This is a genomic window from Emticicia fontis, assembly GCF_054779675.1.
Genome location: NZ_BAAGXU010000002.1, coordinates 1 through 26298, shown reverse-complemented (window position 1 = coordinate 26298; position 26298 = coordinate 1). Strand labels below are relative to the sequence as shown.

The following is a 26298-nucleotide window of genomic DNA, read 5'->3' as shown; positions in this document are numbered from 1 at the left end:
ATTGGGTTATTCAACCTGATTACTGTATCGAAATATTAAGATTATGCAATTAACTAATAGAGCTAAAAAAACTGATAAGAGTGAGCTGAGTTTATTCGAGCGCAGCTACTTACCATCTTTAGCAACAGGTTTAGGAATTACGATTCGACACTTTTTTATGAAAAAGCCGACGATTCAGTATCCTGAGCAAAAAAGATATTTAGGACCTGTTTTTCGTGGACATCATATCTTGAAGCGAGACGAAGAAGGACGCGAGCGTTGCACTGCCTGTGGTTTGTGCGCCGTGGCTTGTCCTGCTGAAGCAATTTCAATGGTGGCACAGGAAAGAAAAAAAGGCGAAGAGCATCTATACCGCGAAGAGAAATACGCAGCGGTATATGAAATCAATATGCTACGCTGTATTTTCTGTGGTCTTTGCGAAGAGGCTTGCCCAAAACAAGCGGTTTATCTGCGCCATGACAAATTTGTACCTGTATTTACAGACCGCGAAGACGTGATTTATGGCAAAGATCAATTAGTAGAAGATCCGAATAACCGCTATCGCCGTGATGCATGGACGAAAGAGGATGCAATGAAACTTTGGAAAAACGATTAACTCAAATAAAAATCATTTGAGATACATATACTATGGAATACATTAAAAACATACTAAACCTTCCGCCCATTTATTACACTTTTGCGATTCTATCGGTTCTAACGCTTTTTGGCGCACTAGGCACTGTCATGTCTCGCAATCCTGTGCATAGCGTGATTTACATGATTGTGACATTCTTTTCACTTTCTGCGCACTATATCTTATTAAATGCACAGTTTTTAGCAGCGGTTAATATCATCGTGTATGCAGGTGCTATCATGGTCTTGTTCTTGTTCGTTATCATGTTCCTGAATATGAGACAAGAGAGCGAAGAAATGAAAAAAGACAAGGTTATTTACACGGCAGTGATAACAGCAGTAATTTTGGGAGGTATATTGATTATCTTCTTACGAAGAGCCGATCGTGAACCTGTAAATCCATTGTCTTATAACTCACAAAGTGGGATGATTGAGGTATTGGGTAAATCTTTATATGGTGAGTATTTATTGCCTTTCGAGCTAATCTCAATTCTGCTTTTGGTGGCAATGGCAGGTGCTGTAATGTTAGGTAAGAGAGAAACCGGAGAAAGACACTTCTAAGATTTAGAATCAGATTGTATATGAAAAATCCCTTTTCTAAGCAGGAAAGGGATTTTTATTTACCGCGATTATAACATATCGCATCTATTGGAATTCAATCATCAGATTGTCGATTCTTTTACAGGTATCACAATGTTATTCTTCTTATTATATTTTTCTATAAACTGCTGCCACGTCTCTTTTTTCTTGAATATATAACGATACGCCCACAAAATGGTAGCCGTTGGAATAATATCAGTAAAGGGAATTATCTCCTCTAAAAAACCAAAAGCAGCACCAAAAGTAGTGCGGTGCACAGCAAAAATCAAGGCGGCAATGACTGGTGCTAATACCAGATCAAAAGTTTCGCCCAAAGCAGGTAGCAAAAAGGTTGCCATACCTAACGCATCAATGGCCAAACTTGCCAATAAATCGAAGCGACGTCTTTCTGCAAACTTTTCGTTCAATTCAACGTTGTTTTTGTTCATTTCAAATACGTTTGATTAATTCATACATTTAAACGTAAAATCAATCAAAAAGTATCATAAAAATAAATGTTTTTTTGAAAAATGGACGTTTGATAAAAAAATGCCTATTTTCGCGGCTTTTACTGGCTTGTATTAGCCTTTTATAAAAAAGTATTATATCTTCATTTTTTAATCGATATAACCAGATTAAAATTATCAACAAAGCTATTTTACCCTATAAAATCATTTTTAGAGACGATGACGACCTATACAGCCAACCTTGTAAATGTGTTTGACGGAACAATCGAATTTGGAGAATTAACGGTAGAAAATAAGAGAATCCAGCAGATAAAGTATTTAGGAGAAGAGAGGGCAGGAGAGAAATACATATTGCCGGGTTTGATTGATGCCCATATCCACGTAGAAAGTTCTATGTTGACACCTGCTCAATTTGCACGACTGGCGGTAGTACATGGCACAGTAGGAACTGTCTCTGATCCTCATGAAATTGCCAATGTGCTAGGGGTAGCCGGTGTAAAATATATGATAGAGGATGGCCGCAAAGTGCCTTTTAAATTCTGCTTTGGTGCGCCCTCTTGTGTGCCTGCCACTACTTTTGAAACCGCAGGTGCTACGGTAACAGCTGACGACATTGCCCAATTATTTACTTACAAAGAAGTGGGCTATCTGGCTGAGATGATGAATTTCCCGGGAGTATTGAATGAAGACCCGATTGTAATGCAGAAACTGGCTTTGGCCAAAGCCTTTAATAAACCGATTGACGGGCATGCGCCAGGATTGAGAGGAGCAGCAGCGAAAAAATATGTGGAAGCAGGTATAGAAACCGACCACGAATGTTTTACTAAAGGAGAGGCCTTGGAGAAACTTAAATTGGGAATGAAAATCCTGATTCGGGAAGGAAGTGCTGCTAAAAACTTTGAAGAGTTAATTCCATTAGCAGACACCTATTATTCAGAAATGATGTTTTGCTCTGACGATAAACACCCTGATAATCTGGTAGAAGGACATATTAATCAGCTGATTAAACGGGCTATTGCTAAAGGTATAGATAAGTTTAAAGTGCTACGCATGGCTACGATTAATCCCGTTTTGCACTACCGTATGAATGTGGGTTTATTAAGAGAGGGCGATTGGGCTGATTTCATCATTGTAGATAACCTGGAAAACTTTGAAGTATTGGAAACTTATATTGATGGCGAAAAAGTAGCAGAAAAAGGTACTTCATTAATAGAGAATCTGAAAAGCGAAGTCGTTAATAATTTTAACTGCCAGCCACTCGACCCACAGGATATTGTAGTTGTGGCTCCTCATAAAGGAAACCTGTTAAGAGTAATCCAGACTATAGACGGACAGTTAATTACAAAAGAGATTCTGATTGAACCCAAAATTGCAGAAGCGAAAGTAGTTTCCGATATAGAGAATGATATATTGAAAATTGTAGTTTATAACCGCTATTCTGAGGCAAAGCCTGTAATAGCTTTCATTAATAACTTTGGCTTAAAGGAAGGGGCAATTGCCTCCTCAGTTGCTCATGATTCTCATAATATTATTGCCGTTGGGGTTGATGATGAGTCTATCTGCGAAGCAGTTAATCTGATAGTGAGAGAGAAAGGTGGAGTATCTGCCGTAAGTAATCTGAAAAAGGGCGTTTTAGCCTTACCGGTAGCCGGATTAATGAGTAATGAAGATGGATATAAAATAGCAGAAAGCTATACTATGATTGATGCATTTGCCAAAGAGCAATTAAAAAGCACCCTTATATCACCATTTATGAGTTTGTCGTTTATGGCATTATTGGTAATTCCTTCTTTGAAACTCAGTGATTTAGGTTTGTTTGATGGGAATACCTTTAGTTTTGTGGATTTGTTTCAGGGGCAAGAATAATAAGGGAAAGGTTAATTCCTTTCCTTAGTTCTTAATAGTAATTCTGGAATATACCTGAGTATTGATAATAAATTAATCATTCATTCACCGCGCGGCGGCCGCTCAATCACTAAATTCTTCAAAACGGCAATTTCCCCAAATCAACATTTCCCCCTGTCAATATAATACCAACGCGTTTACCTGCAAAGCGTTCTTTTTCTTTGAGTAATGCCGCAAATGGTACAGCCGAAGATGGCTCAATCACAATTTTCAATTGCTCCCAAATCAAACGCATTGCTGCAATGATTTCTTCCTCACTAACAGTTATAATATCCTTTACATACGTACGGATAATCTCAATCGTCTTATCACCTAAAGTTGTCAGTAAACCATCAGCAATAGTTTTGATATAAGGTGCTTTTTCTATTTTTCCACTTTTGAAGGATAATATGGCATCGGCAGCACCTTCCGGCTCTCCGGCTATTACTTCTGCATTTGGTAATAAATAATGGGTAGCTAAGGCTGTGCCACTTAACAAGCCGCCGCCACCAACTGGTGCCATTACTACATTCAGGTCTCCGGCTTGTTCAATCAATTCTACGGCTGCTGTTGCCTGTCCGGCTATTACATCATAATTATTGAAAGGGTGTATAAAAGTAGCTCCTTTTTCATCAATTACCTTTTGCACATTCGTTTCTCTGGCTTCGAGTGTAGGCTCACATTCAATGATTTCACCACCGAGATATTTTACCCCGTTTTTCTTGATTTCAGGAGCATTGCTTGGCATCACGATATAAGCCTTTGTCCCAACAGCTTTAGCTGCAAGTGCAATTGCCTGTGCATGATTCCCGGACGAATGTGTGGTGATTCCTTTTTGTTGCTCCTCTTTGCTTAAAGATAGTACAGCATTCATTCCTCCTCTTGCTTTAAAAGCACCAATTTTTTGTAGATTCTCGCATTTAAAGAAGACATGACAACCAGCCAATTCATTAATTGCATCAGAGGTAAGTACCGGAGTTTTATTAATGTATATGCTGATTCTTTCGTGGGTATCCCTGATGTCGTCGAATGTCGGAATATGATTCATATGGGTGTTGATGATAGAACTCGTATTAACGGTAATAAAAAATATAATCGGTGGCTGGAAGTTTTTCCACCTGACCTTTGATTAATAAAATGATTTGTCCACGATGATAAGAAGCATGCATAGCCATATGTGTCAGTATATCTCTTAGTAGGCTGCTATGATGCTCCCCACGTGAATTAGTATAAGAGACCGTACGGCTAAAATCTTCTCTTTCCAGAATTTGTTTAATCGTCTCATAATTGGCATCAAACAACTCTTTTAACGCTTCTTTCTCGTAGATTGACCATACCTTGGTATCAGATGGCGTGTTATTCAGGCGCGCTATCCAGATGGTCTGGGCGGCTACCATATGAGATATAATTTCGTGAGTTCTGTCAGAAACTTCTCTAGCCTCGAGATATGCGTCTAAAACCTGAACATTTGCCCAATGCTCATGTTCGAAAAGTCTCTGAAAATAATCTTTCATATCAGCGTCTTAGTTTTTCAATCTCATTTATAACCTCTACAATGCCTTTCAGCGGAATTTTTACCCAGGTTGGTCTGTAATTGACCTCATAGCCTAACTCGTAAATCGCTTTCTCCAATAAATGGAAAAGGAGCAAATAGTTTACCTCATTTGCGTCTTTGAATAGGGGATGAGGCGAACCAAACATAGAAAGATATTCCTCCAGATAAGTATCTTTAATTAATTTATACCAACGGTCGGCAGCTCTCTGTAAAACAATGGTTTCTCTGGTACTGGTTTCAGCTGAATTAAATAATTTGGCTGAAACGGCATAATGATAAGAGCGAATCATTCCGGCTACATCTTTCAAGGGTGAGTGCTTTATTTTGCGCTCAGTAATACTACTTTCCGGCTCTCCCTCAAAGTCAATAATCACCAGATCATCATTCGTAGCCAGAATCTGCCCTAAATGAAAATCACCATGAATACGGGTTCGGTAAGAAGAGAGTGGGCGGGTAAGCACCTGATCAACAAAATCCAGAATCAAATCTTTGGCTTCCATAAAAGTCCAGGCCAGGTTTTGGGCCTGTTCATCCAGCTTAAGATAATTATCGGTAAGGAGGTTATAACGGCGCTCTAATAAGGTTTCAAATTTTTCATGCAGATATCTTCTGTAAGGGCGATCGAATGGCTCGGCATTGAAACTATCAGCCCCGCGCAAAGCAAAAAGTGCTAAGTGCATTTGAGCCGTGCGGTGCGCTAATTGCGTAACCTTATCGAAAACTGATTCTTTAATCTGGAAATTTCCTTCTACAAAGGCTTCAAGAAAATCATTCAGGTAATCACCTGTCATGCTCCAGTCGTCTTTGATATTCTCTACCACCTGAACCATTACCCCAAAAGTAACCGCGGCATCACTCTTTCTGTTCCAGGTGATACTTCCTGCAAAAAGTGGGATATTTCTGAATTCAGAATATTGTGTGATAAACTCAACCATTTCTACTTCCGGATTGGTTTCTGAAAATAATTTCCGATAGAGTTTCAGGAAATATTTGCCGCCAAAAATCATGGCAGAATTAGAAGAGTCAATATTAGGTAGATAAGAATCAATTTCACCAGATTCTTCCACAAAAGCTTTTCCTTTTGCAAACGTCAATAAATCATTATTATACTGAGTTATTTCCGATTGAGTATAAATATCTTTGAAGATTGCACTACGGAAATGAATATCATAAATCGCATCAACCAGATGGCCCGTTTTATCATCCATTGAAGCCTTACTCAGAATTCCTTTTGCTGGAATATCCTGCGTGTTTTCTTCAATAAAGGAAAGAGGTAAAAGGTATTGCTCCATATCACCTTCTTCATAGCGTGCTTCGAAAATCATGAAGATAAATTCTTCGAAGTGTACTACGTGCCTTACCTTCAATTGCTTAATTTTTCGAGCTTTTCCTGCAAACCAGCGACATTGCTTGATATAGGGAGGAAGAATATTGTCTTCTAAAACGGTGTGTACATACTTATCCTTCTCAAATCCTTTCCACTCAATAGTTAATACGAATTCGGTCATATGGTGAAGATGGTTAAAGTAATATTCGCGAAGATAGCATTTAGCCTTTCATTTTTTTAATAAATTATCATATTTCATGTTTTATTAATAATTTGAGAAAACCTAAATAACTGTATTGCTAAAATTCAGAATCAGGTTATCTTAATGTATAAAACCACCTATGTTCTGGATACCTTTCTCCTGAAAATAGGTGGTTTAAAGCTATTTGATTAAGCTAATATGAATATTCTTAAGCCTAAGTAGAAGGGTTTTCAGGTTCCGATGATGCCGTATCTTTATAAGTATTATCTTCTTTTTTACCAGTAAAGAATTTCCTGATAGCACCTCCACCTACAATCAAAGCTCCGATAATCACTTTCCAGAATTTGGCTAATAAGGCAAAGAAACCAACTTTAGCGAGCACTTTTCCGGCTACAAGTCCACCGATACCCACGGCGGCCACCTCATCAAGGTTAGAGTCAAAATCTTCGTAGCGGTTGCCTTCCGAAAACGCTATAGAAGCTATTACTTCATTGATTCTAGGTTTAATCTGAGATAGTTCTTCCATATTTCCAACTGCATTCAATGAGAATAAGCCCTTTCTTCCCAAAACTCTAACATCATAGTTCAGCGTATTATTGGCCTGACCCGTAAATTTCAGGTTTTTAGCCCAATGTAATGTTTTACGGGTTTTATCGTAAAATGGTGTAGAAGCCCAACCAACCAGGCTTACAGTTCCGTATCCCAGTTTTTTGCGTTCAACATTTGCCTCTTCAGTTTCCTTCTGCATTTGTTCAAGCAGTTCTTTATAATCTACATCATCTGCATCGGCATCTTTAACGTATCCGATGGGGTCATACTGAATGATAAATGCCCAACTGCTAACTGAATCTAATGGAGAACTGTTTTCCAGAAACAACATACCCAATGGTGCTTCTGATGGTGGATTTCCCCAGACATCTTCCAATACCTGCTTACTTAGTGCTCCATTCAGATATTTAAAGCCTTTTGGAACAGTCATTTTGCCCATGCCTCCCAAATCAATTACTTTGCCCGAAGGCTCGTATTTGAGGCTTTTCATGACGTTGATAATTTTGAGGAAAGATGAATCAATTGGAGCTTCAGATTCTTTATCTTTTTGGGCAAAAACAGCGTTTGCGTGTACAATAAATAGTACAGCAACGAGAGTGAAAAATTTAGTCATTGCAAACTTAAGTTTTAGTGTTTAGAAATGGTAATTAACGCAATTCCTTGCAATAAACCAAAAAACGCTGCCAGATTTATTCAATAGAGGTATTTAATGAAAAAAGCGCTGATAACAGTAAAACTACTGAAATCAGCGCTTTTTATATTCAACTAAAGAATTTATAATTTCCCATCAAAAACCCGAACTGCCGGGCCAATCAGGTGCACATTCTGAAAATCCTTATCAAATGAAACCTGCAAATTACCTCCATTTGTAATGATTTTCACAGGGCTTTGCATACTATGTCTTAAATATGCTGATAATGCGCTGGCAGTTACACCTGTGCCACATGAATAGGTTTCGTCTTCAACCCCTCTTTCATAGGTACGCACATAGATGGTCTCGTTGTCGAGTATTTCTACAAAATTTACATTCGTGCCTCCTCGTTTTACCCATTCATCAGCGTATCTTATTTTTCTGCCTTCATTAAAAACATCCACGTTTTTAATATCAGATACATAAGTTACATAATGAGGTGAACCAGTATTCATAAAATCATATGCCTCATGCTGTTCCAGGCTATGAACTTCGCCCATCTTTAAAGAGACAACATCCGAACTGGCAGAAGCGTCATGCTCACCGTCAACCGCAATGAATTTTGTATTACCACTAAAAATGCCTAAGTCTTCCGCAAAACGAACGGTACTTCTGCCTCCATTTCCGCACATACTACCCTCATGTCCATCGGCATTGAAATAGACCATTCTGAAATCGTAATCAGGGTCGTTTTGTAGTAAAATTAATCCATCTGCCCCAATTCCGAAACGGCGGTGACAAAGGTGTTCAATATAAGGCTGGTCCACAGGAAATTGTCCATCACGGTTATCAATCATCACAAAGTCGTTGCCTGTGCTCTGGTATTTATAAAAGTTTCCGGTATATTTTTGGTCGTTCATAATGCTTCAACAAATTCGACTCAAACTTAATTCTTTTCTGAGAAATTTTCTGTTTAAGTATCAGATATTCTTAGTAAATGCTCAGATACCAATAAATCAAAGATAATCTTTAGTAATGATGGGGTTTGTTTACAAACAAATTGATTAAAGAAGTGCTGACTTTTTGCATTTGATTAAAAAGAACGGGAAATTCTCTTCAATTTCCATGACTTCAAACAGCCCAAAAGCTCCGAACTCTTCCTGTATGGACTCCCGGTCATAAAAAAACATTTTTACTCCTTCATGTATCTCATACCGATCTTTGCTGATAAATTTACCTTTGCCATAAGTATGCGCTTCTTTAGAGATAGCAGTGAAAATCATATAGCCACCTTCCGGTAATTGGTGATAACAATCACGAATAAGCCCTTTTCTTTCATTACTATCCAGCAGGTGAATCAGTCCATAACAAAATATTCCATCGTATGGGACACTATCAAATGGCATATCCGTTACAGAACCATGATAGATAGTCATATCCGGGCCATAATGTTTCCTTGCCAGTTCGATAGCCGTTTGAGATATCTCGATACCAGTTACAGTGATGCCATTATCTCTGAAAACCTGCGCATTCCTTCCATACCCAATCCCGGGAATAAGCATGTTTCTTATAGATTTTTCAAAGAAAAAGTCTTTGGTTAGCACCGCAGATTTAGCGGGTTCTAAACCCCACATTTCCTGCTTTTCAATAAAATTAGTTTCCCAGAACTCTGCCATTGTATTGTTTGCTTAAATACATACCTTATCTTCTAAAATCTCACACTTGTAACCTGATTTATTGAGTACTGAGATGATGCTTTCTGTATCAATCATTGCACCTTCTGCTCTTAATATGCTATGTCCGCACGGAAAAGGCGCTTCTGAATTATCTAAATCAAAATTGAACTTTAGCCTTGGAAATTGGCCTGTAAGGCTTTTTAATACAGATTCAGCTTGAATCCGATTGCTGATACTGGTGATAAAAACTTCTATCATGTTTATGGTATTCAAATGAGAATTGTTCATTTAGGTTTGGGAGGCTTTTCTTATCATACCTACAAACCTTTTCGCAAAGTTAATACTTAAACTTATTATTGCAACATTGTTGCAATAATAAGTTTTTAGCAATAAATAATCATGCAATGAATAGTATTGGGATGCCCGGTGGCCAATATTTATCGATTATATATGTTAAATCCTATTCAGTAAAAAAATATTGCTAAATTATTTGTCATGACAAATAATTTATTTTAATTTGCATAGCAATAATTGTTATAGCAAATATATGCCTATCTATCATAAACTAGGAAAAATACCTGCTAAACGCCATACACAATTTGAAAAACCGGATGGGAGTGGGCTGTACTACGAACAGCTTTTCGGAACCATCGGTTTTGATGGAATGGCTTCGCTAATGTATCATATACATCGGCCTACACAGGTTATGCAAATACTGGATAGCAAAGATGTGAGCCCTAAAATAGCTGAGACACATCAGTTAATGATGCGTAAGCTGATTGGGTTTAATGTTCAACCCAAAGAAGATTTTTTAGAGAGCCGGGTACCGCTTTTAGTTAATAAAGATTGTATCATTGGTCTGGCTGCTCCTCAAAAATCACTCAGAGATTATTTTTATAAAAATGCAGACTCAGACGAACTGCTGTTTATTCATAGAGGCTCGGGTACGCTGCGGACACAACTGGGGAATATTTCTTTCGAATATGGCGATTACCTGATTATTCCTCGCGGAATGATTTATCAGATAGATTTTGATACGTCTGAAAACCGTCTTTTCTATGTAGAATCGTATTCACCCATTTATACGCCTAAGCGATACCGTAATTATTTTGGGCAATTACAAGAACACTCACCTTATTGTGAGCGTGATTATAAGCTGCCTGAAAATCTTGAAACGCATGACCAGAAAGGTGAATTCATCATCAAAATAAAGAAACAAAACCAACTGCATAGTCTGGTTTATCAATATCATCCTTTCGATGTTGTGGGTTTTGATGGATACAATTATCCATGGGGGTTCTCGATACATAATTTCGAGCCAATCACCGGTCGGGTTCATCAACCTCCGCCAGTGCATCAGACATTCCAGACCGATGCGTTTGTGGTTTGTTCTTTCTGCCCAAGGTTGTTTGACTATCACCCAAAAGCGGTTCCGGCACCATACAATCACTCCAATATAGATTCAGACGAAGTAATTTATTATGTAGATGGTGATTTTATGAGCCGGAATGACATTGCTCAGGGGCATATTACCTTACACCCTGGCGGTATTCCACATGGGCCAGCACCGGGAGCAATGGAACGTAGTATTGGTAAAAAAGAAACACAGGAGCTAGCCGTCATGGTAGATACTTTCAGACCGCTGATGCTGACAGAGGAAGCCTTAAAACTGGACGACGGTAAATATTTCCATAGCTGGATAGATTAATCAATTCCACCAGAAACACATACAATTATGCTTCATCAACAATCAACTATGATCGACAAGGTAGAAAATACTGATTTTCTGCCTATTAATGGAACAGATTACCTCGAACTCTATGTAGGTAATTGCAAACAAGCCGCCCATTATTATCAATCGGCTTTTGGATTTCAGCCCATAGCTTATGCAGGCCTGGAAACTGGTCTGAAAGACCGTGAAAGTTATGTGTTACAACAAGGTAAAATCCGCTTGGTACTTACTTCTCCGCTACATGGTGGTACAGAAATAGGCAAGCATATAGACACCCATGGCGATGGGGTAAAAGTAGTGGCTTTGTGGGTGGATGATGCCCGCGATGCTTTTTATGAAACGATCTCACGAGGAGCAAAACCTTATATGGAACCTGTGGAGGAAAAGGATGAATATGGCACTGTTGTTCGTTCGGGCATTCATACATATGGCGATACCGTTCATATTTTCGTAGAGAGAAGCCAATACAATGGGGTATTTTTGCCGAATTTCCGTGCCTGGACACCGGCTTATCATCCATCTCCTGTTGGTCTGAAATATGTTGACCACATGGTAGGAAATGTAGGCTGGAATGAAATGAACGAATGGGTAAATTTCTATTGCAAAGTGATGGGATTCAACCAATTGGTCAGTTTTGATGATAAAGATATTTCGACAGATTATACTGCGCTTATGAGTAAGGTAATGTCAAATGGGAATGGCAGAATTAAATTCCCAATTAACGAACCTGCTGAGGGGAAAAAGAAATCGCAGGTAGAAGAATACCTTGATTTTTATGAAGGCGCAGGTGTGCAGCATTTAGCCGTAGCAACCGATGATATTATTACAACCGTAACCCACTTGCTTGAAAGAGGAGTGGAGTTTTTGCGCGTACCTGATAGCTATTATGAAGAACTAAAAGGACGCATCGGAGATATTGATGAAGAAATAGAGCAATTACAATCATTAGGCATTCTGGTAGATAGGGATGATGAGGGCTATCTCTTGCAGATTTTCAGCAAACCTGTTGAGCCGCGCCCTACCATGTTTTTTGAGATTATTCAAAGAAAAGGAGCTAAATCTTTTGGTAAAGGAAACTTTAAAGCACTTTTTGAAGCCATTGAGAGAGAGCAGGTGTTGAGAGGCACTTTGTGATAAACCATTAAAAATGATGAATCAAGCATATTCGATTTATACGGCTGACGACCATGAAGTGTGGCGTCTGCTGTTTGAAAGACAATTAGATAAATTGCCCACACTGGCAAGCAGAGATTATTTAGAGGGCATTGATAAAGCTGGTTTTACCGCTAGCCATATACCGGATTTTGAAAAAAAACTCAATCCCAAATTACAGGCTTTAACAGGCTGGTCGGTGATTGGTGTGCCAGGTTTAGTGCCTATCAAAGAATTCTTTGAACTGATGGCAGCCAAACAGTTCCCGGCTTCCACCTGGTTGAGACGCAAGGACCAACTGGAATATCTGGAAGAACCGGATATGTTTCATGATACTTTCGGCCACGTACCTTTATTGACAAATAAAGCATTTTGCGATTTTCTGGCGGAATTCAGTAAGATTTCTTTGAAATATATTGATGACGAAGTGGCGATTAAAATGATGCAAAGACTCTATTGGTATACAGTGGAGTTTGGATTGGTAAGAGAAGATAATCAGGTGAAGATTTATGGTGGTGGTATCCTATCTTCAAGTGGGGAAAGTGAGTACAGCCTCCATAGTGATATACCTGAAAGAGTGCCTTACAATATGGAAGAAATCATTGCAACAGAAGTGAAAATTGATGAATATCAGAAAAAATATTTCATCATAGAATCTTATGAGCAATTATTTCATTCATTGCCCGAATTTGAAAAAGTTTTAGAGCAACAATTATTAGTATGTCAATAATTGACGGTTTTTTCTACTTTTGTAAAATATTTTATCGCCTGGGAGCATTATAACAAAATATTTGCTTACAAAAGGATTGACCGACAACAAACGATGACGCACTCTGACCAACGCTCTTACTTTTTTAAAATTGATACGACCATCAAGCGTATTCGTAGTTTTATGCAGAAAGGGCTGACTGATAATGGAATTGACCTGACTGTTGACCAATGGGTGGTGCTCGACCACATTAAACCCAAACCTGGTATCAGTCAGAATGATTTAGCAGTAGATACTGCCAAAGATGCCCCGACTGTAACCCGTATTCTGGACTTATTGGTTGAGAAAAAGCTCGTCAGACGCCAGATGGCCGACGATGATAGAAGAAAATTTAATATATACCTGACAGAAGAGGGTGATGAACTACACATCAAAGCATTGGAAGTGATTGGCGAAATCAGAAGAAAATCGTGGGATGGATTGACTGATATTGATTATGATGAGCTGGTTCGCATCATGAATACCATTCATAAGAATGTGAGTTAGTGCCTTTCTGTTTACTATTTTTAATTTATTGCAAAGTATAATGAACCCTTGGCTGAATATTCCTGTAGACTCAGATTTTTCTATTCATAATCTTCCCTTTGGAATATTTAGTGTAGGTAAAAACTCTCCAAGAGTAGGGGTTCGCATAGGTGATTATGTGATAGAACTCGAGCAATTACGTAAGGTTGGCCTGCTAGTGGTGCCTCGTAATGTATGCAATCAGGCTTACCTGAACACTTTTATTGCTTTGGGTAAGAATAAAACAAAGGCTATCAGGCTTCAATTGCAGGGATGGCTGACGCAAGAAAAATCTCCGCTCAAACGATATTTTAATCAGGCTTTTCATCCTGTTGAAAAAGTAAAAATGCACTTACCCGTCAGGGTAGGTGATTATACTGATTTTTATTCCAGTCTCGAACATGCCACGAATGTCGGCAAAATGTTTCGCCCTGATAATCCCTTGGTAGCAAACTGGAAACATATTCCTATTGCTTATCACGGTCGGGCAAGTTCAATTGTGGTTTCAGGAACCCCCATTATTCGCCCCAAAGGGCAGGTAAAACCTGTTGATAGCTCAGTACCTATCTTTTCTGCTACGAAAGAAATGGATTTTGAAGTGGAAATCGGTGCGATTATCGGTAAAAACTCCGTTTTGGGTGATAGCATCAGTACTACTGAGGCAGAAGAATATGTATTTGGTTTAGTACTATTTAATGACTGGTCAGCAAGAGATATTCAACGATGGGAATACCAGCCATTAGGCCCTTTTCTGGGTAAAAACTTTGCGTCTTCTATTTCTCCATGGGTAGTCACTTTAGAAGCTTTGGAATGTTTCAGAACTGAAACTCCTCAACAAGATCCGCTACCTTTGCCATATTTAGCCTTTGGAGGGAAAAAGAATTTTGATATTGCTTTAGATGTGAGTATAGCCCCTGAGAACGGGCAAGATTATACAATTTCCCGTACCAATTTTAAGTATATGTACTGGAATCTGGCACAACAGATAGCACATCATACCATCAATGGTTGTAATCTGAAAATAGGAGACCTATTAGCTTCGGGTACTATAAGTGGTCCTCTGCCCAATAGTAATGGTTGTTTATTAGAGCTAAGTTTAGGAGGAAAACAACCAATAGCTTTGGATAATGACCTGCAAAGAGCCTTTTTAGAAGATGGTGATACATTGACTATTAAAGGTTCTTGTGAAAAAGATGGTATTAAAGTGGGATTTGGTGAAGTAAGTGGCAAGATTGTAGCAAGTCGTTGATTTTTTTGTAATTTACCACGCATTAACAAACGTCAACAGAATTGCTAAACACCATTACCCATGACTAACACGATTATAATAATCATCTGCTCCCTGATATTAATTGCTTATTTGTTTGACATTTCTGCTAAAAAATCCAGAATCCCAGGTGTTGTTCTATTATTATCAGTGGGCATTCTTGCCAAATTTATCACAAATTACCTCAATTTCCGTATTCCAAATCTCGAACCTTACTTGCCTGTGATAGGTACAGTTGGCTTGATTCTTATTGTATTAGAGGGGTCTCTGGAATTAGAGATTGAGGTGCAAAAAAGAAAACTATTTGTTTCTACCGTAAAGAGTGCTTTGCTGGGCCTAGCTTTGTTCAGTGTTCTTCTGGCAACCGGACTATATTATCTGACCCATAAACCATATCTCAGTTGTCTGATTAATGCCATACCCTTAGGTATTATCAGCAGTGCAATTGCTATTCCAAGCGTAAAAAATCTGACAGCCCATAATCGGGAATTTGTGATTTATGAGAGTTCGATGTCAGATATTCTTGGTATTGTTTTCTTTAATTTTCTGGTATTGCATAGCTCGTTTGGCCTCAGTACTTTTACTTCTTTCCTATTCGATATTATTATTATCATAGCTTTATCAATTGTGGCTAGTATTGGTCTGGGAAGCATGATTAGCAAATTGAATCATCATATCAAATACATTCCAATAGTTACGATTCTGATATTATTGTATGCGTTGACCAAAATATACCATCTGCCATCTTTAATGCTCATTCTGATTTTTGGCCTTTTTCTGAACAATGTGCATCTGATTAAATTTGAGTTTGTAAAAAAATGGATAAACTCTGAAACGATTAAAGCAGAAGTGAATTCATTTGAGCATCTGATTGCCGAAGTAACTTTTGTCATACGGTCATTCTTTTTTATTATGTTCGGCTACTATACCGACCTTAATGCTTTGTTGAGCCTACCTGATTTTGTGAATGCCTTGCTGATTCTGCTTTTCATTTTTGCGGGCCGTTACCTAATTTTCGCTTTGTTAAAAATTAAAACAGAGCCATTATTATATATTGCCCCCAGAGGACTCATTACGATCTTATTATTCCTGGCAATACCGGAAACCAATCAGATTCTTGAAATTAATAAAGGCTTGCTTACTCAGGTTATATTCCTGACGGCATTCGTGATGATGTTTGGTTTGATTCGAAATAAAAAGACTGTTTAATTTATATTCATATGCTTACGCTTAATCCTAAAGATTTAGATTCAAGAGTTTTTTATAGTTACCTGACCGGAACTGTTGCACCACGCCCTATTGCCTTTGTAAGCAGTATTGATAAACAAGGGAATGTAAATCTGAGCCCTTTCAGTTTTTTTAATATTATGGGTATTAATCCGCCTTTGTTAGTGTTTGCGCCAAATAACAGAGGTAGAGATGGGTCAAAAAAAGATACGACACTTAATATCAGCGAAGTGCATGAGGTGGTGATTAATATGGTAGATTATGCGATGGTCCACCAGATGTCACTTGCAAGTGTGGAGTTCCCCCGAGGTATCAATGAATTCGTTAAATCTGGCTTTACACCTGAGCCTTCTGTATTGGTTACACCTCCAAGAGTAAAGGAATCACCTGCGCAATTTGAATGTAAAGTATTGGAAGTGCGAGAGATTGGCACAATGAACCTCTATATATGCCAGATATTACTAGCGCATTTTTCTGAAAATATTATTGGCGAAAATGGGAAGATAGACCAACGCAAAACAGATTGGGTAGCACGGATGGGTGCAGACTGGTATGCCCATATCAGCGAAGGAGCGATGTTTGAAGTAGAAAAACCGAATACAAAAATCGGCATAGGCTATGATGCTATTCCTGAGAGTATAAGATTATCTAAAATTCTTACAGGCAATCATTTAGGGCAATTGGGGAATATTGAAATAGTACCAACGAAGGAAGAAGTCTTAGCATTCCGCCAGACTCCTTTGATGAAAGATATTTTTGACCAGGCCATTAATGGCTGTGCTTATCTGGATAATCTACTACATGATGAAGCACAAAGGTTGCTGGCACAAAATAAGGTGAAAGAAGCATGGCTGGTACTCTTGCAAGGCCAGCCGGATTTTTTGAAAGAAGGGTAAAAGTATGAGACAAAGAAAACCCCACTCCTTAAATCAGCAAATTTGACGATTCAAAGAATGGGGCTAAAATCTATAAGGATAGTTTAAATCAAGTAGCGATTAAATGTTTCAGCCTTTATTTCCTCCTCCGCCGAACATTTTAAACAAACCTACAATAATCAATACAATCACAATTAATACAACAACAATTCCGGTATTAAAACCTGCTTTAAAAATGCCTGCAATGGCTTCACATGAAGAAATAATCAATACGAAGCAGATGACTAATAAATAATTTATCAATTTCATGGCTGTTAAAAGTTTTAGTGAATTATGTATGAGTAACCATTAAAAAACTGTGCCAGTCGACTCTTAAATTGATTAAATGGTAATTATGGCGTAGGTCTCCATCTGAACGAAGCTGAATCTATGGCTCGCATTGTACATAGCACCCCATTCAGATGGTCATATTCATGTTGTAATAATTCAGATAAGGCGTCTTCCGCATTCCAGCTTTGTTCTTGCCAGTTCTCATCTAAATATTTCATGACTAATGATTTATGCCTTTGTACCTTAACAAGCAGATTCGGGAAACTCATGCAATCATCCCAAAGCTCAAACATTTCTTCGCTCAGATTTTCAAAGACAGGATTGATAATTACCACGGGATGGTCAATATTTACATAAATCAGGCGTTTCATAATACCTAATTGTGGCGCGGCTATGCCTCTGCCAAATTTGTATTTTGTCCGTATTTCTTCCATCACATGGTGTAAATTGCTTACCCACTCTTTTACCTGTGGTAATTCTTCTTGTGTGACAGGCTCACAAACCTCATATAGTCTTGGATCACCTAATAAAACTAAATCTTCTAAGTGCTTCATAATTTCTTTGATAAAATAGGATTTCAGAATTATTGCATAATATGTTCAATAAAAAAATATCAGCAAAATCTCTAATCTGAAAGATATATAATAATTTTCGGCTATGTTTCGTAATATATCCGAAACTGATTTTAACAAATAGGATGTTTTTGTGTTAAACTAATTATAGAACCTGTTTCGTTAAAGTCTGTGCAATAAATTTTACACCCATGAAAAGAATATTCCAGTTAATACTCTTCTTTTGCGCCATACAGAGTTTTGGTCAGACTATCACGCATACGCCCGAAATTGATGATCAGGTAACCTATGATACCGACATTGAAAAAGTAGAACTTCGTGACGAATTTACCATTATTTCTTTCACTTACCATTATACCAATCGTAGAAGTCAGAATTATAATTTCCCTATTCCTTTGCCTAATCAAAAGCAACAGACCTCAACTGCAACGATTTCTATCAATCCGAAAAGTTATCTCAATGGCAATGGTAAACGGTTCAAATATATCAAATCAACCGGAATCCCCGAATTGCCCGATTCTAAGCCTGTTTCACCAGGGCAAGTGTATCGATTTACGGTTTATTATGAAAGATTAGACCCGGGTATTGAACTTTTCAATCTGATTGAGGGGAAAAACTCACCGGAACAAACCCTGCAATTCTGGAATTTTTATGGAGTTCATATCAAAAATCCATTGAGAAAAACTCCTCAGGCTCCGATTGGACCAGTAACCCTGATAGTAAAAGGAAAAATACTGGATGCGAAAACTCAGAAACCTGTTTCAGGCAAGGTAGTATATGAATTTGATAAAAACGCAGCCAAAACCGGCTCAGTATTAGTATCTGCTTTGGGAGATTTCTCTTTTGAGTTGACTCCTGATGCGTATACATTTACTGCAACAGCCAAAGGTTACCATTCAGAGCAAGCCAGCCTGGATTTATCAAAAATTAAACGCAACCAGCAGTTTACTCAGAATATCTATCTGAATCCTGTTATTCAGAAAGCTAACCCTAAGCCAGTTCAAAAAGAGGAACCTAAGAAAGAACTCCCAACGATTGATTCTACTGGTGTTATCACTCCTAAAGAAGAAACTGCCCCTGTGAAAGTAGAAGAAAATAAATTCAGGCTGGATAAGGTCTATTTTAATATTGGTGAATCAGGGTTATTGCCAGAGTCGTCTGAACAATTAGATGGTTTATTGAAAATGATGAAAACCAGCCCATCGATGAAGATTATTATTGAAGGACATACAGATAATATCGGAGACTCTGAGCAAAATAAACGCTTATCCTTAGAGCGAGCCTTTAATGTGCGTGAATACCTTATCAAAAAAGGCATCAATGGCAAGCGTATTCAGTTTAAGGGTTATGGTGATAGTAAGCCAATTGCTGATAACAATACCGAAGATGGTAAAAAACTGAATAGGAGAGTAGAGTTTGTGATTGTAAACCCATGATGCTCATCTAACCGATAGCAATCTTACTACGTAGTTTTAATTTTCTTGACTATTAATTCTTTTCAGTATACCTTTGCCTCGGCTTTAGGGGTATTCTGAAAAGAATTGAGAGAGTCCCTTTGAACCTGATACGGTTGATACCGACGTAGGGAAAAGCGAATAATAGGGCGCATCGCGCATTGCATATTATCCTCTTTTATTTCAAAGAAATCTTCTTTAGCCATTGTATTTAAATTTAAAAACAATGGAAAAAAATCTCTGGAAACACATTGAAACTGTCCGCACACAATCTCCATTGGTGCACAATATTACTAATTTCGTGGTCATGAATAATACCGCCAATGCCCTATTGGCCGTTGGAGCATCTCCTATTATGGCTCATGCTCATTCTGAGGTACAGGATATGACAAGTATTTGCCAGTCGTTAGTAGTTAATATTGGTACGCTCGATGAATATTGGGTTAAATCGATGCTGTTAGCTTCAGAAAAGGCGCATCAAATGACTAAGCCCTGGATACTTGACCCTGTTGGTGCAGGAGCAACTAACTATCGAAATCAAACTATCAGTGCTTTGTTAGGGTATAAACCAACTGTAATCAGGGGGAATGCTTCTGAGATAATGGCATTGGCGAAAGACAATACCACCCCAACCAAGGGTGTTGATAGTACCGCCGAAAGCAATGAAGCTATTGTTTCTGCTAAACTAATAGCTGATGAATATGATACATTAGTATGTATTTCAGGCAAAACAGATATTATAGTGGGTAAAGATACGCTCGTTTATCTGGATAATGGAGATGCTCTCATGACAAAAGTTACAGGCTTAGGTTGTTCGTCTACGGCTGTTATCGGCGCGTTTATAGCGGCCATTGATAATAAAGCGGAGGCAGTTGTAGCGGCAATGGCATTATTTAGTATTGCCGGAGAATTAGCTGCCAAACAAAGCGCAGGACCTGGAAGTTTACAAATGCAATTGTTGGATAAACTGCACAATATCACCAAGGAAGAGTTTGAATCAACCTTGAAAATCTCCTGAAATGGCTAAGCACCCATTATTTCCTTATCAACTATATCTGGTTATTTCAGAAGAGGCCTGCAAAGGCCGTAGTTTTCTGAAAGTAGCTGAGCAGGCAATTGCCGGAGGTGTAGAGATAGTACAGATGCGTGAGAAAAACCTGGATACTGCTGTTTTTCAGGAAAGAGCTTTACAGTTAAAAGAAATCACCGATAGATATAATGTCCCTTTGATTATTAACGATAATCTTGAAGTTGCCAATGCTGTGGAGGCATTTGGTATTCATGTGGGCAATAATGATACTCCTCCAACGGAAATTCGCTCCAGATGGGGTGAAAAACTACAAATCGGTTATTCTATTGAATACCTAAGTCAATTGGATAATGCTGAAGCTGCAACAGCCAACCATCTGGGAATTAGTCCCGTTTTTGCTACAGCCACAAAAACGGATACCGTAACCGAATGGGGTTTAGAAGGTATCAAGCTCATCAGAAGCCTCACAGATAAGCCGCTGATTGCCATTGGTAATATGAATAAAACTAATGCGAGTGATGTAATCAAAGCCGGAGCAGATTGTATTGCAGTGGTTTCTGCTATTTGTTCAGCCGAAAACCCTGAGAAAGCAGCTTATGAACTTAAAAATGAAATGCTCAAATGAATAAAAAATATACATATCCATCTGTCCTGACCATTGCCGGTTTTGATGGAAGTGGTGGCGCAGGGATTCAGGCCGATATTAAAACTTTCTCGGCTTTAGGTTGTTTTGCTACCTCTGTTCTTACCGCTTTGCCTGTGCAAAATACGCAAGGCGTACAAAGTATTTATCCTATCCCATATCAGGCCGTAACAGAGCAGATAGAAGCTATTCTGGATGATATATTTCCTGATGCAATCAAAATAGGCATGGTACATACTTCTGAACTGGTAAAGGCCATTGTTTCCACGCTTAAAAAATATCCAGCCACACCTATTGTTTTTGACCCTGTAATGGTTGCTACCAGTGGACATAAACTGATAGAAGAGTCCACGATACAGACTATCATTGATGAATTATTTCCGATAGCATCAGTCATTACCCCTAATATGGATGAAGCGGCTATTCTAGCCCAGATACCTGTCAGGACACTGGATGATATGTATCTTGCTGGCGAGAAGATTCTGGCTTTAGGTTGTCAATCGGTTTTATTAAAAGGTGGGCATCTGGACTCGTCGTTGATTACTTCCTTGTATTTTGATGTTCACGGTGAGGTACATTCTTTTGAATTCGAAAAATTCTCTACAAATAATACGCATGGTTCGGGTTGTACGTTATCGTCAGCCATTGCTGCTTATATCGCACAAAATAAAACTTTACAACAAGCTGTTTCTCTTGGACAAACCTATGTACATGAAGCCATCAAACAAGGAGCAGATGTGGCAATTGGTAAAGGCAATGGCCCTTTGAATCACTTCTTCAACCCTCAAAAATTGATTAAAAATGAAATGGTCTGAACAAGCCTGGCTAAGCATTGAGCCTATTTATGAATCCATTCTGCAAATGCCTTTTATTCAGGAGTTGATTGATGGTACATTACCCCTGGAGAAATTTCAATATTATCTCATGCAGGATTCCATCTATCTCGAACATTTCGGTCGGGCTTTGGCTATTATAGGCGCAAGAGCCACTCATATCTCTGATATGCTGGCTTTCTTTCGTTTCGCTGAAACTACCATTATTGTAGAGAATGCCTTACATGAATCCTACTTTAAGGACTTTAGCATCGTTGATAGAGATAGAATTCAGCCGGCTTGCCATCATTATGCTCATTTTTTGAGAAGCACTTCGGCTTTAGAAGCTGTTGAGGTAGGCATGGCAGCTGTTCTCCCTTGTTTCTGGATTTATAAGGCTGTTGGCGACTATATTTATCAGCATCAGACAGGTGATAATAATCCGTACCAGAAATGGATTGATACCTATGCCGGAGAAGAATTTGGCATTGCAGTAAAATCAGCAATTAATATCTGTGATACCAATGCCACACAAACCACCCTTGCGATACAGGACAAAATGATAGAGGCGTTTATTATGTCATCACGTCTGGAATACGATTTCTGGGAGGCTGCTTATGTTAATCGTCGGTGGAAATAATTGTTTGTTAATCAATTGCCTCCAGCTTGAGCTGGAGGTAACAAAAGAATCTAACCTGATTGGCTTTAGCCAAAATATCTACACATCTATGCAATGTCTAGATATAAATTTAAAAGAACCCTTATTTCTAAAACCAAATAAAATCCTCAAAACCGAATACTATCAATTATATCGGTAGCAATCATGGCGGTCATACCTTTGAGTTGAGCGGCACGGTCTCCGGCTAGTCCATGTTCGTAGACTCCTAAAATAGCTGCTTCTTCCGGGGAATATCCCTGAGCCAGGAGCGCCAGAATCATACCCGTAAGTATATCTCCACTGCCACCTTTGGCCATACCCGCATTGCCGGTAGAATTAAAATGAATGGTTCCATCTGGTAAAGCAACTGCCGTAAATGCTCCTTTCAAACAGACAATACATTGATATTTATTTGTAAATTGTCTGAGAATCTCTAGTTTTTCATAATCATTCTCCCATTTCTTCCCAATCAGGCGCTGAAATTCTTTCGGATGTGGAGTGAGTATTGCTCCTTCTGGTATCGTTTTTAAGCGTTCATTGTCAGCGGCAATAATATTCAAGGCATCTGCATCTATGACAATGGGTACTTTTACATTTTTCAACACTTGTTCAACCAATGAAACAGTTTCTGGTTTCGTGCCTATACCGCAACCAATTCCTATAGCTTGGTAGTTTTCCAAACCAGGTAATTCCTCTAATAAATCCTCACTCTTATTCGGCAAACACATGGCTTCCGGAATAGAAGTCTGGAGAATCTCATAACCACATTTTGGCGCATAAACGGTTACCTTACCCACACCAGACCGTAAACAGGCTTTGGTAGACATCACAGCCGCGCCAACCATTCCATAATTACCTGCCATCATCAAGGCATGACCGAAATTGCCTTTATTAGCAAATTTGGCACGGGGTTTTATGAGGGCTTTCGCTGTTTCACTATCTGTATAAAAATATTGGCTTTTAACAGTATCAATAAAATCTTCATGAAGGCCAATATTCACTATTGTCCAATCACCTACAAATTCAGCATTTTGTGGAAGGACAAAAGCTAATTTGGGTGTTTGAAATGTAATCGTGTGAGTAGCTTTTATGATTACATCATTCTTGGTATTTAAAGAATCTGCAAATAAGCCTGTCGGAATATCAACTGCGACAATCTCAGTTGTAGATTCATTCAGTTTTTCAACTACCGATTTTATTAATCCTTCTATTGGACGCGAAAGACCTGCTCCTAATATGGCATCAATTACTAAATCATTTTTCTTGAATTCAGGTATTTCATTGACATCATTAATCCATTCCGGCTCAATCTTATTTCTTAATCGTTCAAGATTTATCTGAAAATTAGCAGACTGTTTAGCCGAATAATTGATCACAAACACAGCCACTTCATAACCTGAAGCATATAACATTCGGGCAATTGCCAGGCCATCTCCTCCATTATCACCAAAGCCACATAGGACAATTATTTTTTTATAAGCAACCGGAAAGTGCTGAATGAAATTACTGATAAATGCCCTGGAAGCACGTTCCATTAAATCAATTGAAGCGATGGGTTCATGCGCAATAGTATATTCATCTGCTTCTTTTATCTCAGATATATAATTACCTTCCTCGGTCTGCTTTCTTGTTAATAAAATTTTCATCAATTTTGCATTAAATAATTTAGTGAATGAGTGATTGAGTGAATTAGTGATTATATTAATTTACAAAATTCACAAATAAATTACACGGTTTCTTAACAAATTGTTTTTTGGAAAACTTGTACTTTTATTATAAGAGAGATTTAAAATAAAAATTTAATCACTCATTCACTCAATCACTCATTCACTCAATCACTAAATTATTAAAATCATGTCAGAATTTATTAGTGGCATTCAGCAGGTGGGGATAGGCGTAAGAGATGCAGCGAAGGCCTTCAATTGGTATAATAAAGTATTGGGACTGAATGTTCCGCTTTTTGATGATGTGGCAGAAGCCAAACTCATGACCCCACATACCAATGGTGTTGTCAGACAGCGCCGTGCGATTCTGGCCTTGAACATGGCCGGTGGTGGTGGTGCAGAAATCTGGCAATCGAATCGCCCTGAACCTTTAGCTCCTGACTTTTCACCTGAATTAGGTGATTATGGCATCTTTGCGCTTAAAATTAAATCTTTAGATGTAAAGCAATTTGCTGAGAAGCAGAATGTAAAAGTAGAGAATTCGCCCGAAAATAAAAGCCATAGCTGGTTGAAAGATCCTTATGGTAATCAATTGCAGATAGTGTCAGACAATTCGTGGTTTAAGCCTAATGGAAGCCTGACTGGTGGGGTAGTGGGTGTGATTATCGGTGTGAGTGATATTGATAAAGCCTTAAAGCTTTATAAGGATACTTTAGCTATCAGTGAGATCGCTTATGACAAAAGCGGGAAGTTTGAAGATTTTGCTGCTTTAGGCAAAGGTGATGTGAAATTCAGAAGAGTATTGCTGCGCAAAGCCATGAATGAAAACGGGGCATTCAGCCGCTTATTGGGCAATGTAGAAATTGAGTTAGTTCAGAATTTAGAGACTGATGCCAAGCCAAGAAAACTGTTTGCAGGTCGCAGTTGGGGTGATTTGGGATTTATCCATTTATGTTTCGACACATTAAATATGGATAAATTGAAACAACTTTGCCAAAAAAATGGTTTTCCTTTTACAGTCGATAGTAGTGATACTTTCGATATGGGCGAGGCCGGAGGGAGATTTACTTATATAGAAGACCCTGATGGTACGCTGATAGAGTTCGTTGAAACGCATAAAGTGCCGATATTGAAAAAAATAGGCTGGTATCTTGATTTGAAAAAAAGAAAAACGCAGAAACCTTTACCAAACTGGATGGTAGCTACTATGGGTTGGGGAAAGGTAAAAGCAGAGGATTAAACGGGTTTAGCGGGGGTAACGAATATTTTTATACGAAATTGAAAATTTTCTGAAATTTTTTTCAATCAAATTTTACCCAAGTAAATTTTTTTTATATATTAGCACCTAGAAATACAACAAATGAAAAATCCAGACGTTTTTTGGATTTTACAGTTAGAATTATTAATTTTGCACTCCGATTAGGAGAATGCTGGATTTGTACGATTCAGCCGCTTCACTAAACGATTAAATTAATAATCAAGTAAATAACAAAGACAATGGATTTGATTAAATTGGTTGAGTCAGAATTTACTGGCAAAAGAGAAAGTCAACCGGAATTCAAAGCAGGTGATACCGTAAACGTTCACGTTAAAATTAAAGAAGGTAACAAAGAACGTATTCAGGTTTACACTGGTACAGTTATTCAGCGTCGTAACGCTGGTACAAATGGTGAGAGTTTTACCGTTCGTAAAATTTCAAACGGCGTAGGTGTTGAGAGAATTTTCCCTATTTTGTCACCAAGCATTGATAAAATCGAGGTTGTTCGTCATGGTAAAGTACGTCGCGCGAGATTGTTCTACCTACGTGGAAAACAAGGTAAAGCCGCCCGTATCAAAGAATTAAAGAAATAATGTACATCAATCCGGCGATAGTTAAACTATTTAGGGTTTTAGATGTCTAAAGATAAAAGTAATAGCTTTTTCATAATTTTGTATGGGAAAAGGTCGCTTCTTTGAAGCGGCTTTTTTTGTTTATAGCAGTTGAGAATTTAGTTGCTTTATGGCAAAAAATAAACCCCTTCTTATTGAAAGAAGAGGTTTATAAACAGATCATATTTTAATCTTATCGGCTCAAGCGAAAAAGTTGGGGACTAAGCATAAATCTTAGCTAGCCTGAAGAGGAAGAAA

At 38.3% G+C, this 26298-nt stretch carries 28 protein-coding genes and 1 riboswitch; of the genes, 17 read left to right on the top strand and 11 right to left on the bottom strand.

Going from position 1 to position 26298, the window contains the following annotated elements; translation table 11 throughout:
• Window positions 1-43: 43 nt before the first annotated feature.
• Both ACYVFA_RS01320 and ACYVFA_RS01315 read left to right on the top strand, forming a co-directional pair.
• The gene (locus ACYVFA_RS01320) at window positions 44-595 is read left to right on the top strand and encodes a NuoI/complex I 23 kDa subunit family protein (protein ID WP_460469981.1); all 552 of its coding nucleotides are present in this window, start codon (window positions 44-46) and stop codon (window positions 593-595) included.
• Between the two features lie 32 nt (window positions 596-627).
• On the top strand, window positions 628-1173 hold the full coding sequence (locus ACYVFA_RS01315; RefSeq protein WP_460469980.1) for an NADH-quinone oxidoreductase subunit J family protein: 546 nt from the start codon (window positions 628-630) through the stop codon (window positions 1171-1173).
• Between the two features lie 101 nt (window positions 1174-1274).
• Here the strand turns inward: ACYVFA_RS01315 and ACYVFA_RS01310 are convergent, their stop codons facing one another.
• Window positions 1275-1640, bottom strand: a complete 366-nt coding sequence (locus ACYVFA_RS01310) for a hypothetical protein (RefSeq protein ID WP_460469979.1) — start codon at window positions 1638-1640, stop codon at window positions 1275-1277.
• A 237-nt stretch (window positions 1641-1877) separates the two neighbouring features.
• On the opposite strand from ACYVFA_RS01310, the gene ade reads away from it, so the two are divergent.
• Window positions 1878-3524, top strand: a complete 1647-nt coding sequence (gene ade / locus ACYVFA_RS01305; protein ID WP_460469978.1) for an adenine deaminase — start codon at window positions 1878-1880, stop codon at window positions 3522-3524.
• Window positions 3525-3642: 118 nt separating this feature from the next.
• Here ade and ACYVFA_RS01300 read toward each other — a convergent pair whose 3' ends face one another.
• From ACYVFA_RS01300 to ACYVFA_RS01270, 7 genes are all read right to left on the bottom strand, one after another.
• A complete protein-coding gene (locus tag ACYVFA_RS01300) occupies window positions 3643-4590 on the bottom strand; it encodes a threonine ammonia-lyase (protein ID WP_460469977.1) in 948 nt (315 codons plus the stop codon).
• A gap of 25 nt (window positions 4591-4615) precedes the next feature.
• Window positions 4616-5056 carry a DinB family protein gene (locus ACYVFA_RS01295; protein ID WP_460469976.1) on the bottom strand — a complete coding sequence of 147 codons (441 nt, stop codon included), beginning with the start codon at window positions 5054-5056 and terminating at the stop codon, window positions 4616-4618.
• 1 nt (window position 5057) lies between these two features.
• Window positions 5058-6605, bottom strand: a complete 1548-nt coding sequence (locus tag ACYVFA_RS01290) for a putative maltokinase (protein WP_460469975.1) — start codon at window positions 6603-6605, stop codon at window positions 5058-5060.
• Between the two features lie 235 nt (window positions 6606-6840).
• Window positions 6841-7788 carry a DUF2167 domain-containing protein gene (locus tag ACYVFA_RS01285; protein WP_460469974.1) on the bottom strand — a complete coding sequence of 316 codons (948 nt, stop codon included), beginning with the start codon at window positions 7786-7788 and terminating at the stop codon, window positions 6841-6843.
• A 161-nt stretch (window positions 7789-7949) separates the two neighbouring features.
• Window positions 7950-8726, bottom strand: coding sequence for a diaminopimelate epimerase (gene dapF / locus ACYVFA_RS01280; protein WP_460469973.1), 777 nt, complete (start codon window positions 8724-8726; stop codon window positions 7950-7952).
• A gap of 144 nt (window positions 8727-8870) precedes the next feature.
• On the bottom strand, window positions 8871-9482 hold the full coding sequence (locus ACYVFA_RS01275) for a class I SAM-dependent methyltransferase (protein WP_460469972.1): 612 nt from the start codon (window positions 9480-9482) through the stop codon (window positions 8871-8873).
• A 12-nt stretch (window positions 9483-9494) separates the two neighbouring features.
• Window positions 9495-9740 carry a hypothetical protein gene (locus tag ACYVFA_RS01270; protein WP_460469971.1) on the bottom strand — a complete coding sequence of 82 codons (246 nt, stop codon included), beginning with the start codon at window positions 9738-9740 and terminating at the stop codon, window positions 9495-9497.
• Window positions 9741-10029: 289 nt separating this feature from the next.
• Here ACYVFA_RS01270 and ACYVFA_RS01265 point away from each other — a divergent pair, with 289 nt between their 5' ends.
• The 7 genes from ACYVFA_RS01265 to ACYVFA_RS01235 all read left to right on the top strand — a co-directional run bounded on the left by ACYVFA_RS01265 (window position 10030) and on the right by ACYVFA_RS01235 (window position 17029).
• Complete coding sequence (locus ACYVFA_RS01265; RefSeq protein ID WP_460469970.1) at window positions 10030-11190, top strand: homogentisate 1,2-dioxygenase; 1161 nt, start codon at window positions 10030-10032, stop codon at window positions 11188-11190.
• Between the two features lie 27 nt (window positions 11191-11217).
• A complete protein-coding gene (hppD, locus tag ACYVFA_RS01260) occupies window positions 11218-12348 on the top strand; it encodes a 4-hydroxyphenylpyruvate dioxygenase (protein ID WP_460469969.1) in 1131 nt (376 codons plus the stop codon).
• A gap of 16 nt (window positions 12349-12364) precedes the next feature.
• The gene (phhA, locus tag ACYVFA_RS01255; RefSeq protein WP_460470192.1) at window positions 12365-13096 is read left to right on the top strand and encodes a phenylalanine 4-monooxygenase; all 732 of its coding nucleotides are present in this window, start codon (window positions 12365-12367) and stop codon (window positions 13094-13096) included.
• A gap of 93 nt (window positions 13097-13189) precedes the next feature.
• The gene (locus ACYVFA_RS01250; RefSeq protein ID WP_460469968.1) at window positions 13190-13621 is read left to right on the top strand and encodes a MarR family winged helix-turn-helix transcriptional regulator; all 432 of its coding nucleotides are present in this window, start codon (window positions 13190-13192) and stop codon (window positions 13619-13621) included.
• 40 nt (window positions 13622-13661) lie between these two features.
• Window positions 13662-14888, top strand: a complete 1227-nt coding sequence (gene fahA / locus ACYVFA_RS01245) for a fumarylacetoacetase (RefSeq protein WP_460469967.1) — start codon at window positions 13662-13664, stop codon at window positions 14886-14888.
• Between the two features lie 60 nt (window positions 14889-14948).
• Window positions 14949-16115, top strand: coding sequence for a cation:proton antiporter domain-containing protein (locus ACYVFA_RS01240; protein ID WP_460469966.1), 1167 nt, complete (start codon window positions 14949-14951; stop codon window positions 16113-16115).
• Between the two features lie 11 nt (window positions 16116-16126).
• The gene (locus ACYVFA_RS01235) at window positions 16127-17029 is read left to right on the top strand and encodes a flavin reductase family protein (protein ID WP_460469965.1); all 903 of its coding nucleotides are present in this window, start codon (window positions 16127-16129) and stop codon (window positions 17027-17029) included.
• Between the two features lie 108 nt (window positions 17030-17137).
• Here the strand turns inward: ACYVFA_RS01235 and ACYVFA_RS01230 are convergent, their stop codons facing one another.
• Window positions 17138-17317, bottom strand: a complete 180-nt coding sequence (locus tag ACYVFA_RS01230) for a hypothetical protein (protein ID WP_460469964.1) — start codon at window positions 17315-17317, stop codon at window positions 17138-17140.
• Between the two features lie 83 nt (window positions 17318-17400).
• A complete protein-coding gene (locus ACYVFA_RS01225; RefSeq protein ID WP_460469963.1) occupies window positions 17401-17892 on the bottom strand; it encodes a peptide deformylase in 492 nt (163 codons plus the stop codon).
• 209 nt (window positions 17893-18101) lie between these two features.
• On the opposite strand from ACYVFA_RS01225, the gene ACYVFA_RS01220 reads away from it, so the two are divergent.
• The 5 genes from ACYVFA_RS01220 (at window position 18102) to tenA (ending at window position 22489) form a co-directional block, all read left to right on the top strand.
• Entirely contained in the window at window positions 18102-19346 is a 1245-nt protein-coding gene (locus tag ACYVFA_RS01220; RefSeq protein WP_460469962.1) for an OmpA family protein, read from the top strand.
• Between the two features lie 76 nt (window positions 19347-19422).
• Window positions 19423-19515: riboswitch (TPP riboswitch) on the top strand.
• A 75-nt stretch (window positions 19516-19590) separates the two neighbouring features.
• A complete protein-coding gene (gene thiM / locus ACYVFA_RS01215; RefSeq protein ID WP_460469961.1) occupies window positions 19591-20382 on the top strand; it encodes a hydroxyethylthiazole kinase in 792 nt (263 codons plus the stop codon).
• Between the two features lies 1 nt (window position 20383).
• On the top strand, window positions 20384-21019 hold the full coding sequence (gene thiE / locus ACYVFA_RS01210; protein ID WP_460469960.1) for a thiamine phosphate synthase: 636 nt from the start codon (window positions 20384-20386) through the stop codon (window positions 21017-21019).
• On the top strand, window positions 21016-21852 hold the full coding sequence (gene thiD, locus ACYVFA_RS01205; RefSeq protein WP_460469959.1) for a bifunctional hydroxymethylpyrimidine kinase/phosphomethylpyrimidine kinase: 837 nt from the start codon (window positions 21016-21018) through the stop codon (window positions 21850-21852). Before thiE ends, thiD begins: the two co-directional genes overlap by 4 nt.
• The gene (gene tenA / locus ACYVFA_RS01200) at window positions 21839-22489 is read left to right on the top strand and encodes a TenA family protein (protein ID WP_460469958.1); all 651 of its coding nucleotides are present in this window, start codon (window positions 21839-21841) and stop codon (window positions 22487-22489) included. Before thiD ends, tenA begins: the two co-directional genes overlap by 14 nt.
• Window positions 22490-22635: 146 nt before the next feature.
• Here the strand turns inward: tenA and ACYVFA_RS01195 are convergent, their stop codons facing one another.
• On the bottom strand, window positions 22636-24153 hold the full coding sequence (locus ACYVFA_RS01195) for a bifunctional ADP-dependent NAD(P)H-hydrate dehydratase/NAD(P)H-hydrate epimerase (RefSeq protein ID WP_460469957.1): 1518 nt from the start codon (window positions 24151-24153) through the stop codon (window positions 22636-22638).
• Window positions 24154-24361: 208 nt separating this feature from the next.
• On the opposite strand from ACYVFA_RS01195, the gene ACYVFA_RS01190 reads away from it, so the two are divergent.
• Together ACYVFA_RS01190 and rplS are read left to right on the top strand one after the other, a co-directional pair.
• Window positions 24362-25411 carry a VOC family protein gene (locus tag ACYVFA_RS01190; RefSeq protein WP_460469956.1) on the top strand — a complete coding sequence of 350 codons (1050 nt, stop codon included), beginning with the start codon at window positions 24362-24364 and terminating at the stop codon, window positions 25409-25411.
• Between the two features lie 257 nt (window positions 25412-25668).
• Entirely contained in the window at window positions 25669-26022 is a 354-nt protein-coding gene (rplS, locus tag ACYVFA_RS01185; RefSeq protein ID WP_460469955.1) for a 50S ribosomal protein L19, read from the top strand.
• Window positions 26023-26298 lie beyond the last annotated feature (276 nt).